Below are 14,225 nucleotides of genomic sequence, written 5' to 3' on the forward strand. Positions count from 1 at the left end.
CATGTTCGAGACGCCACGCATCGAGACGCGACGCCTGATCCTGCGGCCGCTGGCGCTGTCGGATGCCGCCGCTATCCAGCGTCACTTCAACAATTGGAACGTGATCAAGACTCTCGCCACCGTGGTGCCATGGCCCTATCCCGACGACGGCGCGGAAAGCTTCATCAAGCGCGAGCTGGACAAGATCGCGGCCGGCGAGGAAAGCTATCAATGGGTGCTGGTGTTGCGATCCAGTGATGGCGAGGCGATCGGCAACATCAATTTCCGGCCGCGCGCCGACGGCCGCAAGGGCAATCGTGGGTTCTGGCTGGCCGAGCCTTACTGGAAGCAGGGCCTCATGACCGAGGCGATCGCCGCGGTGAATGATTTCGCCTTCCTGACGCTCGGCCTCGATCACTTCCACGTCTGCAACGCGCAGTCCAACGTCGCCTCGCGCCGGGTCAAGCAGAAGACCGGAGCCGAATTTGTCGGCTTCGTCGAACTTCCGCACCACAATGGCGAATCCAGAGCGGAGAAGTGGAAGGTCACGCGCGAAACCTGGCTGCGCGATCGCTCGACGAGGTGACCCTCAATGGCGAATGCCGCCGTGAGAAAAGTCGTGGCGCCTTGACCGCGGATGCGAGGCCGCAGAACATGGCGTCCATCGCTCCATCAACAATGAGAACACAATGGCGATGAATGGTAACTGGCGCGATCGCGCCGCGACAAGCTTTCAGTGCGAGAAGCAACCGGCCACCAGCAGCCGCGGCATGGTGGTGAGCAATCATCCGCTGGCGTCGAGCGCGGGCGCCGAGATGCTCGCGGCCGGCGGCAATGCGATCGATGCAGCGATCGCGACCCTGTTCACGCTGACCGTGGTCGAGCCGATGATGGTCGGCATCATCGGCGGCGGCATGGCGCATATCCGCCTCGCCGACGGCAGCCATCGCTTCATCGACGGCCAGAGCACAGTGCCGAAGGCGGTGTGGCCGGACACCTACACCTCGAAACCCGGTTCGGCGCGTGACGTGTTCGACACCGTCGGCAACGAGAATCTGAACGGGCCGAAGGCGGTCGCCGTGCCGGGCTCCTTGAAGGCCTGGTGCGAAACGCTGCGCCGCTTCGGCACCATGAGCCTGGCCGACGTGATGCAGCCCGCGATCAAGCATGCCGCGCGCGGCTATGCGGCGACGCCGTACTTGCACGAATGCATCACCGATGGTGCCGAGGAGATGCTGAAGGACAAGCCGATCTCGGCGATCTATCTGCCCGACGGCACGCCGCTGAAGCCGGGCGAGCGCGTGGTGCAGGCTGAGTATGCCGAGACGCTGAAATACATCGCCGACCATGGCGACAACGCGCTTTACCAGGGGCCGCTTGGCGACATCCTGGTCGACTACATGAAGAGGAACGGCGGCTTCATCGCGCAAGAGGATCTCGCGACCTACAAGACCGTCGAGCGGCAGCCGATCCGCTGCGACTACCGCGGCTGGGAAATCCTCGGGCCCCCGCCGCCCGCGGCGTCAGGCGTGCACGTCACGCAGATGCTCAACATCCTCGAAGGCTATGACATCGCGCGTCTCGGCTTCGGCACGACCGATACGATTCACTATCTTGCCGAGGTGCTGAAGATCGCCTTCGCCGATCGCGAAGCCGCGAGCGGCGATCCCGCCTATGTCAACGTCCCGGTGGAGCGGCTGACCTCGAAGGCCTATGCCGAGGAGCGCCGCCGCGCCATCGATCCCGACCGCGCGCAGGCCTGGAGCGCCGGCGTCACCCAGCTCGAAAGTGCCCACACCACGCACATGACGGCTGCGGATGCGATGGGCAACGTGGTCGCGACCACCCAGACCATCAACAATCTGTTCGGGGCCAAGATCCTGATCCCGGGCCTCGGCACCGTGCCGAACAATTACATGAACCTGTTCGATCCGCGGCCGGGGCACGCACTGTCGCTGGCCGCGGGCAAGCGCGTCACCACCTCGATGTCGCCGATGATGGCGCTGCGCGACGGCAGGCTGGTTTACGCGCTCGGCCTGCCCGGCGGAAAGCGCATCTTCCCGAGCGCGATGCAGGCGCTGATCAACCTCATCGATCACGGCATGGACCTGCAGGAAGCGGTCGAGGCGCCACGGGTCTGGACCGAGGGCAATGCGCTGGAGGTCGAGCAGGCGATACCGGAGAGCATCCGCGCCGGGCTGTCGGCGAAAGGCCACAAGGTGCAGGTCGTGCCGACGGTCGCCGGCGGCATGAACGCGATCCAGTTCCACGCTGACGGCACCATGTCGGGCGCGGCCTGCTGGCGCGCCGACGGCACCCCGGTCGGCATCGCCGGCGGTCTGGCCCGCGCCGGGGTGCGGTTTGCGTTGAGGTGACGCCGACCGCGCTGTTTGACAGGTTGAACCGAGGACCATCCTCAACGTCGTCCTGGCTTTCGCCAGGACGACGTGTGGGAAGAGCCGTGGCTGAATCACACGAGTCTCTGGAATATCCGATCGCCCGCATGCGCAGGCGATGACGGCATCCTATTTCCTGACGCAGATCACGCGGACCACGGCGGCCTTGACGTCCGCCGATTCGCCCGACGCGTTGACGCCGTGCGCCTTCAGGAAGTTGCGCACCGTATCGGCGGGCACCAGCGCGGCTTGCGCCGGCGGTACCGCATTGGCCGGGCCTGCAACGATGACAGGCTTCAGCACCGCGATGCCGGCAAACTTGCCGCTGCCGTCGAGTGCTGCCGCTCCGGAGAACCCGATCGCCGGCGGCGGCGACAGCGCCTGATCGCCGCCGCCGAGTTGAGCCACCGACGCCTTGACGCTGCTCGCGGCTGCTCCGCCGCCCTGGTTCTGCGGATCGGCGATGCCGGTGATGTCGAGCGCGGTCTGCGTCGCCTGGCCTGCGATGTTGAGCGGCTTCAGCCCGCGCGCGCCATAGATGCGCAGCAAGGTGAGATCGTGCTCCTTGTCCACCGCGACCCGATCGGCACTGCCGTAGCCCGGGATCGTCAGTGCGATGCAGTCGTCAGTCGCGATGCGATCGGTGATAATTGCGCCATCGTCGCTGACCACGACGCCGGTGGCATATTCGACGGTCTTGCGCGGCGGCGGGCCGGCCTGCACGCCGGACGGAAATGCGTTGAACGCGCTCGACATCGCGATCACCACCGGCTCGACGGTGGTCTGCATCGCCTGGTCATAGAGAATAGTCAGGATGCGGACCTCGTCACCCTTCAAGGTGCCGCGCAGATAGAACTTCTTCAGCCCCTGCATGCCCGACAGCACGAAGAAATCCGGCTTCACCACAGTGTAGTCGATGGTGCGGCCGGCCGGCTCCTTCTTCTCCTGCTCGGCAAGCTTGGCGGTGGTCGGGCTCGCTTCCTTGCGCCGGGTCAGCAGCACCTGGACGGTGCCGGTCGGCGAGGTCCATTTGGCGCCGGAGGCGTCGCTGGTGAGCTGCGGCACCAGTTTGGTGGGAATGCCGAGCCGCGCCCCGGTGGCAGGCTCGGTGACGACCCTCCAGCCGACACTCTCCTGCTTCCGCCGCGCGGTGTCGGCGAGCACGCCGCGCTCCTGCGGATTCAGCACGCCGGTCGGCTTGCCGCCGCGGTTCTTCTGGAATTCCTTGATCGCATTGACCATGCGCTCGCTGACGTCGCCGGTGATTGCGCCATTATATTCGCCGACCCAGGCGAGGTCGGATTGCAGCGCCAGCCGCTCGGCCTGCGCCATCGCGTTGGCGGTATCTTCCGGCTTCTGCAGCGCGGGGCGAACCGGCACCGTCGTCACGGTCTTCGGCTTGGCCCCGGCCGTCGTCGGTGGCGTCAACTGGGCGTGCGCGGCGCCGATACCTGCGACCATCACGGCCGCGACCATCAATGTTGCCGAAAGCACCGATCTCATGACAAATCCGGGGGAAATGACTGATACCATTGACGTCCACGCAATTAAGCACATCTGCTTGGTCGGCAACAACCGCGCTCCGGTTCAGGGATAGCGCGCAGGACATCAAGATGCTGAGTGCCGACGAACTTGAACGCTATGCCCGCCACATCGTGCTGCGCGAGGTGGGCGGCCCCGGCCAGAACGCGCTGAAAAAGGCGTCGGTGCTGGTAATCGGCGCCGGTGGCCTCGGCGCGCCGGTGCTGATGTATCTGGCTGCCGCAGGTGTCGGCCGCCTCGGCGTGATCGATGACGACATCGTCTCGCTCTCCAATTTGCAGCGCCAGATCATCCATACGACGTCCGACATCGGCAGGCGCAAGGTCGACAGCGCGGCGGCGCAGATCCACGCACTCAATCCGCACGTGACGTTCGAGGCGCATCCGACGCGGCTCACCGCCGACAACGCAATGGACCTGATCGCGCGTTACGATCTCGTGCTCGACGGCTCCGATAATTTCGAGACCCGCTATCTCGTCGCCGATGCCTGCTTCCTCGCGAAGCGGCCGCTGATCACGGCGGCGCTGGGGCAGTTCGACGGTTCGCTGACCACGATCCGCGCGCATGAGAAGAATGCGGAAGGCGTGCTCAACCCGACCTACCGCTGCCTGTTCCCGGAGGCGCCCCCGCCGGGGACGGTGCCGGCCTGCGCCGAGGCCGGCGTGATGGGCGCGCTCGCAGGCGTCCTGGGGTCGATGATGGCGCTGGAGGCGATCCGCGAGATCGTCGGCTTCGGTGAGGGCCTGGTCGGCCGCCTCCTGATGGTGGATGCGCGCGCAATGCGGTTCGAAACCCTGCGCTACGCGCGCGATCCGCAGAACCCGCTCAACGGTGATGCACCCGGCATCACCGATCTGAGCGGGCATCGGTAGTTCGTCACAGCATGATCCGGAAAAGTGCGAAGCGGTTTTCCGAAAAGATCATGCCCAAACAACAAGCTAAAGCACGGTGACGATTCAACCCAATCTCATCGCGCTTTAGGACGCGGCCACGGGCTTCTCGCTGTCCATGTGTCGGAGGTGCTCCTCCGGATAGCGTCCGCCGGCGGCCGCGCCGGGCGGAAATGCTTCGGCGAGCGCGGCGAGATGCGCCGCGGTCAGCTTCACATCGAGCGCGCCGAGGGCCTCCGTCAGCCGCTCGCGCCGACCAGCGGCACGATATCCTTGCCTTGCGCCGCGACCCAGGCAATCGCGACCTGCGCCGGAGAGGCACCTATCTCGCCGGCGATGCCGCGCAGCCGATCGGCGAGCGCAAGGTTGGTGTCGATGTTGCCGGCTTGGAAGCGCGGGCTCAGCAGGCGGAAGTCCTTCGCGCCGGCGTGGTCCTTCGACCAGTGCCCGCTGATCAGCCCGCGCGCCAGCACGCCATAGGCTGATATGCCGATGCCGAGCTCGCGGCAGGTCTTCAGGATGTCGGTCTCGATGCCGCGCGAGATCAGCGAATACTCGATCTGCAAATCGGCGATCGGATGCACCTTGTGGGCGCGGCGGATGGTGTCGGAACCGACCTCCGACAGGCCGATATGCCTGATCCAGCCCGCCTTGATCATGTCGGCCATCGCGCCGACCGTGTCCTCGATCGGCACATTGGGATCGAGCCGCGCCGGGCGATAGATATCGATGTGATCGACGCCGAGCCGCTGCAGCGAATAGGCGACGAAATTCTTCACGGCAACGGGACGGCTGTCATAGCCGAGGAAGCCGTAGTTGCGATCGCGCAGCGCGCCGAACTTGACGCTGATCTGCAGGTTGTCGCGGTTGCGGCTCTTCAGGGCCTCGCCGATCAGCATCTCGTTGTGGCCCATGCCGTAGAAGTCGCCGGTGTCGAGCAGCGTGATGCCGGCATCGAGCGCGGCATGGATGGTGGCGATGCTCTCGCTGCGGTCGGTGGGACCGTAGAAGTCGGACATGCCCATGCAGCCGAGGCCGATCAGCGAGACCGTCGGGCCGGTGGAACCGAGTTTGCGTGTGTCCATGATGGTGTTCCCAAAGCGTTGGAGCGGATGATCCGCCGCCAAATGACGCGGCTGATATGGGCCGGTTCGGTTCTTGGGATAAGCTGGACAATCCCGAATGGGTTGTTCACTATATCGAACAATGCAGGATTTCGACCTTCGCGACCTCGATGCCTTCGTGGCGGTGGCGCGCACGCGCAACTTTCGGCGGGCGGCGCTGGAGAGCCGCGTCTCGGTCTCAAGCCTCAGCCAGCGCCTGCGCGACATGGAGGAGCGGCTCGGCGTCCGCCTGATGAACCGCACCACCCGCAGCGTTGCGCTGACCGAAGCCGGCGAGCTGCTGCTCGCCCGTGTCTCGCCGGCAATGGTCAATGTCGCCGATGCGATCAACGAGGTGCGCGGCCTGCGCGCCGAGCTATCGGGGCGGCTTCGCATCAACGCGCCGCCGCCCGCGGTCGATCTCGTGCTGGCGCCGATGGTCGCGCCGTTCCTCGCCAGATATCCGCAGGTCGATCTCGATATCGTCGCCGAAAGTGCGTTCGTGGATATCGTCGCGCAAGGCTTCGACGCCGGCGTGCGCTATGGCGAGCATCTGGCGCAGGACATGGTGGCGGTCCCGCTCGGCGCGCCGCAGCGTTACGCAGTGGTGGCGTCGAGCGATCATGTCGCGAAGCATGGCCGGCCGATGCATCCGAAGGACCTGCTGAAGCACGCCTGCATCCGCACCCGCTTCGGCAGCGGTGCGATCTTCGATTGGGAGTTCGAGAAGAACGGTCGCGTCGTGAAGGTTTCGCCACCAGCCAGGCTGATCGCGACCTATCTCGGCCTCGCGCTGCGCGCGGTCCATGACGGTGTCGGCTACTGGGCGACGTTCGAGGGTTATGTGCGCTACGGTGTGAAGTCCGGCGCGCTGGTCAGCGTGCTCGACGACTGGTGTCCGCCGTTTGACGGGCCGTTCCTGTACTACCCGAGCTGCCGCCAGCCGCCGCCGGCACTCGCCGCGTTCGTGTCGTTCCTCGCCGACTGGCGCAAGCAGGCGCGGCGGAAGACGAAGCCAAGCTAGAGCGTTTTCGAGCGAAGTGGACACCGGTTCGCGTGAAGAAAACGCGTCAAAACAAGGATCTGGAGCTTCGGTTCTGATTCAATCAGAACCGAAGCTCCAGACCCATATCGTCCCGGCCTTGAGCCGGGACCCATAACCACAGCTCTCACAACGATGAAGGCTGGAGCTCCAGCTCAGTCCAACCATTAATTTCGATGGTTATGGGTCCCTGCGTTCGCAGGGACGACACCGAATGCGTGATTGCAGCATGCGCCTGGTCGGCCGCACCGGTTACTTTGCATGGGGTTGTTTTCGATATTTTGGCAGCCCGCCCCTCATCCGGGGCTACAGATTCTGTCTTCCCCTTCCCCCTGAAAGGGGAAGGTTGGGATGGGGGTCCAGCCGCACGCACCGTCGCTCGTGGAGAGAGCAGATCCCCACCCGCCTTGCTCGCGCGAGCAAAGCAACCTCCCCTTTTCAAGGGAAGGTTGGAGCTGGGTGGCTTGGATGGGGCGCGGCGTGATCCCGGCTACGAAATCACAGCATGCTCGGCAGCACGCGATCCGGCGGCTTGTGGGCGTCGAGGAAAGTTCGGATGTTGATGATCACCTTCTCGCCCATCTCGACACGGCCTTCGATGGTGGCCGAGCCCATGTGGGGCAGCAGCGTCACCTTGCCGGCCCTGGCAAGCCGCACCAGCTTCGGGCTTACCGCCGGCTCGTGCTCGTAGACGTCGAGACCCGCGCCGCCGACATCGCCGGCTTCGATCAGCTTGATCAGCGTGTCCTCGTCGATCACCTCGCCGCGCGCGGTGTTGACGATATAGGCCTCTTTCCGGATCAGCTTGAGCCGCCGCGCCGAGAGCAGATGATAGGTCGCCGGCGTGTGCGGGCAGTTCACCGAGATGATGTCCATCCGCGCCAGCATCTGGTCGAGGCTTTCCCAATAGGTCGCCCCCAACTCATCGGCGATGACGGGCGCGACCGGCCGGCGGTTGTGATAGTGGATCTGCAGGCCGAAGGCGCGGGCACGGCGCGCCACGGCCTGGCCGATGCGGCCCATGCCGATGATGCCGAGCCGCTTGCCGCCGATGCGGTGGCCCAGCATCCAGGTCGGCGACCAGCCGGCCCAGTGCTGCTTGCCTTCGGTCAGGATCGAGGCGCCCTCGATCATGCGCCGCGGCACGGCAAGGATCAGCGCCATGGTCATGTCGGCGGTGTCCTCGGTCAGCACCTTCGGCGTATTGGTCACCGTGATCCCGCGAGCATGCGCGGCGGCGACGTCGATATTGTCGACGCCGTTGCCGAAATTGGCGATTATCTTCAGCTTGCAGTCGGGCTGATTGATCACGTCCTCGCGGATCATGTCGGTCACGGTCGGCACCAGCACGTCGGCGGTCCTCGCCGCCTCCGCGATCTGCTCCGGCGTCATCGGCGCGTCGTCGAGATTCAGTCTGGCATCGAACAGCTCGCGCATCCGGGTCTCGATCGAGTCCGGCAGCTTGCGGGTGACGACGACGAGAGGCTTTTTCTTCACCGACATGTCCTGCTTTCATGAGGCGCGCGGCTCGTCAAAAACCGAGCCGTTGAGGCCTCATTAACCCGGTTGTTCGACACTGCTGATAGCCGCGCTGTCCCGGCGTTTCCTTCGCGTTTCCTAGGGTTCCCCGATGCTTGCCCCGGCTGTCGCCAAGGGGAGACAACGGGAAATTCGGGTGTTCTGGCTCTCAGGCGTTCCGTCCTCTCTAGCAGAAGGCCGGGCCAAGACAAGAACCCCTCGGATCGATGCGGGCAGGGACCGAATGGCGCCGGCGCGGGGCCTTACGGGCACGGGTTTGAATTTGGGTTTGGATTTGGGTTGCAGCTCGCCGAATGCGGGTTGGGCATCTCGGCAGGAGACGAGTTGATGGTCTGGCGTTTGGGTTCATTGGTGGCTCTGGTCGGGAGCATGCTGAGCGCGTCGGTCATCCCCGGACATTCCGCCAAGGATTTGAGCCCCACTACCAGCGGCTTGCCGATTCCGCGCTATGTCAGCCTGAAATCCGATCATGTGAACGTCCGGGCCGGCCCGACCAAGGACAATGACGTCGCCTGGGTCTACACGCGGTCGGGGCTGCCGGTCGAAATCACCGCCGAGTTCGAGAATTGGCGCCGGGTGCGCGATTCCGAAGGCGCCGAAGGCTGGGTCTATCACTCCTTGCTGTCCGGCCGCCGCACTGCGGTCGTCACGATGAAGAACAAGGACGATTTGGCCTCGCTCTATGATCGTCCCGACGCCACCAGCGCCATCGCGGCGCGCCTGCAGGCCGGCGTCGTCGCGCAGGTCAAGAAATGCGCCAATAACTGGTGCCGGGTCACCGGCAACGGGTTCGACGGCTGGATCGAGCAGCAACGCCTGTGGGGCGTCTACGCCGACGAGAAGGTGGACTGACGCGCAGCGTCATTCCGGGGCGATGCGCAGCATCGAACCCGGAATCTCGAGATTCCGGGTCCGGTGCTAGCGCACCATCCCGAAATGACCATGCCTGCAGAAACGACAATGGCCGGGACGAGCCCGGCCATCACAACTCAAATCGACGTCAAGGCCTGATCAGCGCTTCTTGCGCAGCCGCACGACCATGTCGACGCGGGAGATCTCGTAACCTTCCGGCACGTCGGGCATCTTCGACAGCACGAGGTTCGGGTCGGGAATGTCGACCAGCTCGTGATTGTGCTCGAGATAGAAGTGGTGATGCGTCGACACGTTGGTATCGAAATAGGTCTTGGTGCCGTCGACGCTGACTTGGCGCAGCAGGCCGGCATCCGTCAGCTGGTTGAGCGTGTTGTAGACGGTCGCCAGCGACACCGGAACCTTGGCCAGCGTGGCTTCCTCGTACAGCATCTCAGCGGTCAGGTGGCGGGCACCCTTGCCAAACAGCAGCCAACCCAGCGCCATGCGCTGACGGGTCGGCCGGAGGCCGGCAGACTGCAGCATCTCGTTGACGTCATGCCACGGACAACCGGTCAGGGCCGGGTGGTGCCCAGCGCCCCGGGCGGCCGGGTGCACGGCGTCATCGTTCACAGCCGGTACTTCGTCGTTCATATCCACTCTATGCACCCAACTCATGCAATATTCCTCATAAATATAAAAAGGATGCCCATCAGATGCAAGTTTTTCGCAACTAGAACGAATCCAAGCTGCGGTAGAAACCTAAGGAGAAACGGTAATTTATCATCGGAATGCCGCTTTGCCGCCCGATTGGCCCTATGTTAGAGAGCGCGCGGACCACATATGCGCTTTCGGCAGAGATAACAGGTCGGTAGCGTACCCAGGTAGCGCCAAGATGCGGGACGGGATATTCCGGTTCCCGTGGGTAGATTAAGGTCCGACCAAGCAAAGCGCTTCATCGGGACATCAGAGGTGGAAGAGGATGCTGGATCGGCGCGGCGGTTACGAATACGAGGATTTGCTGGCTTGCGGGCGGGGCGAGCTGTTTGGTCCCGGCAACGCCCAGTTGCCGCTGCCACCGATGCTGATGTTCGATCGCATCAGCGAGATCTCGGAGAATGGCGGCGAGTACGGCAAGGGGCTGGTGCGCGCCGAACTCGAAGTGAAGCCTGATCTCTGGTTCTTCGGCTGCCATTTCAAGAACGATCCGGTGATGCCGGGCTGTCTCGGCCTCGATGCCATGTGGCAAATGGTCGGCTTTTACCTTGGCTGGATCGGTGGCGAAGGTCGTGGCCGCGCGCTCGGCCTCGGCGAGCTGAAGTTCTCCGGACAGGTGCTGCCGCACGCGCGCAAGGTTGTGTACAACATCGACATCAAGCGCGTGATGCGGTCAAAGCTCGTGCTTGGAATTGCCGACGGGTGGCTTTCCATGGACGACGAGATTATTTATCGCGCCAAGGACTTGAAGGTCGGATTGTTCAAGCAGGGCACGGCGCCATCTTGAGCAGGATCATCATGCGGCAACATAGAGGCAGGGCGAGGCGAACATGAGGCGGGTTGTCATCACGGGGATGGGGATTGTCTCGTCCATCGGTAACAACACCCAGGAAGTGCTTGCGAGCCTCTACGAGGCAAAGTCGGGCATTTCGCGTGCGGAGAAGGCTGCCGAGCTCGGCTTCCGTTCGCAGGTGCACGGTGCGCCGACGCTCAATCCCGCCGAGGTGATCGATCGCCGCGCGATGCGATTCCTTGCCGAAGGTGCTGCGTGGAATCACGTCGCCATGGAGCAGGCGATCCGCGACTCCGGCCTCGAGGAAAATGAAGTCTCGAATATTCGCACCGGCATCATCATGGGATCCGGCGGGCCGTCGACGCGCACGCTGGTGGAGGCCGCCGACATCGCGCGCGCCAAGGGCCCGAAGCGCGTTGGTCCGTTCGCTGTGCCGAAGGGGATGTCCTCGACCGCATCGGCGACGCTCGCGACCTGGTTCAAGATCAAGGGCGTGAACTACTCGATCTCCTCGGCTTGCGCGACGTCGAACCATTGCATCGGCAATGCCTACGAGACGATCCAGATCGGCAAGCAGGACATCATCTTCGCCGGCGGCTGCGAGGAACTCGACTGGACGCTGTCGGTGCTGTTCGACGCCATGGGCGCCATGTCGTCGAAGTACAACGACACGCCGGCAACTGCCTCGCGTCCCTACGACATCAGCCGCGACGGTTTCGTGATCGCCGGTGGCGCAGGTGTCGTGGTGCTCGAAGAGCTCGAGCATGCCAGGGCGCGCGGCGCGCGGATCTACGGTGAGGTCGTCGGCTACGGCGCGACCTCGGACGGGTACGACATGGTGGCGCCGTCGGGCGAGGGCGCCGAGCGCTGCATGCGCATGGCGATGTCGACGGTGGACACGCCGGTCGATTACATCAATCCGCACGCCACCTCGACGCCGGCCGGCGATCCGCCGGAGATCGAGGCGATCCGCAAGGTGTTCGGCACAGGCGACAAGTGCCCGCCGATCTCGGCGACGAAGGCGCTGACCGGCCACTCGCTCGGCGCCACCGGCGTGCAGGAAGCGATCTACTCGCTGCTGATGCTGAACAACGGCTTCATCTGCGAGAGCGCGCATATCACCGAGCTCGATCCGGTCTTCGCCGACATGCCGATCGTGCGCAAGCGCATCGACAACGCCAAGCTCAATACCGTGCTGTCGAACTCGTTCGGCTTCGGCGGCACCAACGCTACGCTGGTATTCAGGCGGCTTGATGCCTGATTTCGTCTCTCCTCGCTTGCTGAGGGAGGTCCGCAGGCAGCGAATGGGGATATTGCAACGTTCCGGAATGGGGTGGGAATGATTATTGAACCGCGCGTGCGAGGCTTCATCTGCACGACGGCACATCCCGTCGGCTGCGCCACGAATGTCCGCGAACAGATCGCCTACGTTCTCAAGCAGGGCCCGGTCGCGGACTGTCCGAAACGCGTTGCTGTGCTGGGCTGCTCGACGGGCTACGGCCTCGCGAGCCGCATCGTCGCGACCTTCGCCGGCGGCGCTGATACGATCGGCGTATCGCTGGAGCGCGAACCGTCGGAAAAGAGGAGCGCCAGCGCCGGCTGGTACAACAACCGCGCCTTCGAAATCGAGGCTCAGAAGATCGGACGCTCGCCGCTCACGCTTGAGGGCGACGCCTTCTCCGACGAGATGAAGAAGGATTTCATCGCGCGCGTGCGCGAAAAATTCGGACAGCTCGATATGCTGGTCTACAGCATGGCGGCGCCGGTCCGCACCGACCCCGACACCGGCAAGACCTATCGCTCGGTCATCAAGCCGCTGGGCGCGCCGGTCGAGATCAAGACGCTCGACACCGAGACCGGCGAGGTGTTCCAGACCACCCTTGAGCCTGCGAACGAGGATCAGACTGCGGCCACGGTCGCGGTGATGGGCGGCGATGACTGGAAGCGCTGGATCGACCAGCTCGCCGATGCCGGCGTGCTGGCATCAGGCTTCCGGACCCTCAACTACACCTATATCGGCAGCGAACTGACCTGGCCGATCTACTGGAACGGCACGCTCGGCCGCGCCAAGGTCGATCTCGACAACAAGGCGGAAGCGATCCGGGTCCGGCTCGGTCCGGACGCCGCCCGCGTCGTCGCGCTGAAGGCCGTGGTCACCCAGGCGAGCTCGGCGATTCCGGTGGTGCCGCTCTATGGCACGGTGCTGTTCAAGGTGATGAAGCAGCTCGGGCTCCATGAGGGCTGCATCGAGCAGATCGACCGCCTGTTCCGCACCCGCCTCGGCAAGGGCGTCGAGCTCGACGATGCGCAGCGCATCCGGGTCGACGACTGGGAGCTTTCGCCCGAAGTGCAGACGGAAGTCTCCCGGCGCTGGCCGCTGCTCACCACCGAGACGCTCGGCGAACTGGCGGACCTCGGCGAATACAAGAGCCAGTTCCTCCGCCTGTTCGGCTTCGGCATCGACGGCGTCGACTACACGCAGGACGTCGATCCGCGCGTCGTCCCGGGCTAGGGCCTTTTGGGAATCCACTGCTTCGTCGGCTATTCCCCTTGCCCCGAAAGGGGGAAGGTCGGGATTGGGGGCCAGCCACAGGCGACGCTTTACGCGGAGAGAGCAGATCCCCACCCGCTTTGCTCTGGCGAGCAAAGCGACCTCCCCTTTTCAAGGGGAGGTTGGAGCAGCGCAACTCCATCATTCGATGATCTCGTTCATCCGCGCTACGTGATGACATCCTCACCCCGCCGCAATCTTCTCTGCGCGCTGGAACGCGGGCCGCGCCACGCAGCGGTCGATATAGGCCTCGAATGACGGCCGCGGCGGCACCATCTTGAACACGCGCACCGCAAAGTTCAGTCCCGCGCCGATCGCGATGTCGGCAGCGGAGAACTGATCGCCGAGGATCCATGGCCCCTTCCGCAACTCGGCATCGAGCACGTCGAAAACCTGCGCCGCGCTGCCCCATGCCGCAGTGCTGGTCGGCACCTCGAGCTTGGTGAAGAGCTGGATCAGCGCCGGCTCGATGCAACTCGGCGAGAAGAACAGCCATTGCAGATAGCGTGCGCGCTTCGGATCGTTCGTGGCCGGCGCGAGCTTCGTCTCCGGATAGCGGTCGGCGATATAGGCGCAGATCGCGGCAGCCTCGGCGAGCTGGGCATCGCCGTCGGTCAACGCCGGCACCTTGCCCATCGGGTTGATCTTGAGGAACTCCGGCGACTTCTGCGCGCCGGTGCTGATATTGGTCAGCACCCGTTCGTAAGCCAGGCCGGATTCTTCCAACAGCCAGATGGCGGAGAATGAGCGCGAGCGCGGCGACCAGTACAGCTTGATCATGGTGCGGTCCCTTCTTTGGCATGGACGAACAGCGCGCGTTACAT

The 14,225-nt window shown here is 64.4% G+C and carries 12 protein-coding genes and 1 pseudogene; 8 read left to right on the top strand and 5 right to left on the bottom strand.

The genetic code is table 11. The features are described 5' to 3' along the window. Position 1: 1 nt before the first annotated feature. A complete protein-coding gene (locus HAP47_RS01590) occupies positions 2–565 on the top strand; it encodes a GNAT family N-acetyltransferase (protein ID WP_173639729.1) in 564 nt (187 codons plus the stop codon). 109 nt (positions 566–674) lie between these two features. After that, positions 675–2,354 (top strand): gamma-glutamyltransferase, encoded by a 1,680-nt coding sequence (gene ggt / locus HAP47_RS01595; RefSeq protein WP_173640707.1) that lies wholly within the window; start codon positions 675–677, stop codon positions 2,352–2,354. Positions 2,355–2,504: 150 nt separating this feature from the next. Here ggt and HAP47_RS01600 read toward each other — a convergent pair whose 3' ends face one another. Next, the gene (locus HAP47_RS01600) at positions 2,505–3,878 is read right to left on the bottom strand and encodes a serine protease (protein ID WP_173639728.1); all 1,374 of its coding nucleotides are present in this window, start codon (positions 3,876–3,878) and stop codon (positions 2,505–2,507) included. Between the two features lie 110 nt (positions 3,879–3,988). Here HAP47_RS01600 and HAP47_RS01605 point away from each other — a divergent pair, with 110 nt between their 5' ends. Then, positions 3,989–4,789 carry a HesA/MoeB/ThiF family protein gene (locus HAP47_RS01605; protein WP_173639727.1) on the top strand — a complete coding sequence of 267 codons (801 nt, stop codon included), beginning with the start codon at positions 3,989–3,991 and terminating at the stop codon, positions 4,787–4,789. Between the two features lie 105 nt (positions 4,790–4,894). Here HAP47_RS01605 and HAP47_RS01610 read toward each other — a convergent pair. Then, positions 4,895–5,892 (bottom strand): annotated as a pseudogene (locus HAP47_RS01610) (aldo/keto reductase). Between the two features lie 121 nt (positions 5,893–6,013). Between HAP47_RS01610 and HAP47_RS01615 the strand changes: the two are divergent. Beyond that, positions 6,014–6,934 carry a LysR family transcriptional regulator gene (locus HAP47_RS01615; RefSeq protein ID WP_173640706.1) on the top strand — a complete coding sequence of 307 codons (921 nt, stop codon included), beginning with the start codon at positions 6,014–6,016 and terminating at the stop codon, positions 6,932–6,934. A gap of 516 nt (positions 6,935–7,450) precedes the next feature. Here HAP47_RS01615 and HAP47_RS01620 read toward each other — a convergent pair. Beyond that, entirely contained in the window at positions 7,451–8,455 is a 1,005-nt protein-coding gene (locus HAP47_RS01620) for a 2-hydroxyacid dehydrogenase (RefSeq protein ID WP_173639726.1), read from the bottom strand. A 363-nt stretch (positions 8,456–8,818) separates the two neighbouring features. On the opposite strand from HAP47_RS01620, the gene HAP47_RS01625 reads away from it, so the two are divergent. Continuing rightward, entirely contained in the window at positions 8,819–9,343 is a 525-nt protein-coding gene (locus HAP47_RS01625) for an SH3 domain-containing protein (protein WP_173639725.1), read from the top strand. Positions 9,344–9,502: 159 nt separating this feature from the next. On the opposite strand, the gene irrA is transcribed toward HAP47_RS01625, so the two are convergent. Next, positions 9,503–9,994: an iron response transcriptional regulator IrrA gene (irrA, locus tag HAP47_RS01630; protein ID WP_173639724.1), complete on the bottom strand. Its 492-nt coding sequence runs from the start codon at positions 9,992–9,994 to the stop codon at positions 9,503–9,505. A gap of 328 nt (positions 9,995–10,322) precedes the next feature. Here irrA and fabA point away from each other — a divergent pair, with 328 nt between their 5' ends. The 3 genes from fabA (at position 10,323) to fabV (ending at position 13,362) form a co-directional block, all read left to right on the top strand. Continuing rightward, the gene (gene fabA / locus HAP47_RS01635; RefSeq protein ID WP_076863629.1) at positions 10,323–10,844 is read left to right on the top strand and encodes a 3-hydroxyacyl-[acyl-carrier-protein] dehydratase FabA; all 522 of its coding nucleotides are present in this window, start codon (positions 10,323–10,325) and stop codon (positions 10,842–10,844) included. 43 nt (positions 10,845–10,887) lie between these two features. Further along, a complete protein-coding gene (fabB, locus tag HAP47_RS01640; RefSeq protein ID WP_173639723.1) occupies positions 10,888–12,111 on the top strand; it encodes a beta-ketoacyl-ACP synthase I in 1,224 nt (407 codons plus the stop codon). A 78-nt stretch (positions 12,112–12,189) separates the two neighbouring features. Continuing rightward, positions 12,190–13,362, top strand: a complete 1,173-nt coding sequence (gene fabV, locus HAP47_RS01645) for an enoyl-ACP reductase FabV (protein WP_173639722.1) — start codon at positions 12,190–12,192, stop codon at positions 13,360–13,362. A gap of 222 nt (positions 13,363–13,584) precedes the next feature. Here the strand turns inward: fabV and HAP47_RS01650 are convergent, their stop codons facing one another. Then, positions 13,585–14,181 carry a glutathione S-transferase family protein gene (locus HAP47_RS01650; RefSeq protein ID WP_173639721.1) on the bottom strand — a complete coding sequence of 199 codons (597 nt, stop codon included), beginning with the start codon at positions 14,179–14,181 and terminating at the stop codon, positions 13,585–13,587. Positions 14,182–14,225: the final 44 nt, after the last annotated feature.

Origin of the sequence: Bradyrhizobium sp. 41S5, from assembly GCF_011516665.3 — a bacterium.
In the GTDB taxonomy this organism is placed as follows: domain Bacteria; phylum Pseudomonadota; class Alphaproteobacteria; order Rhizobiales; family Xanthobacteraceae; genus Bradyrhizobium; species Bradyrhizobium quebecense.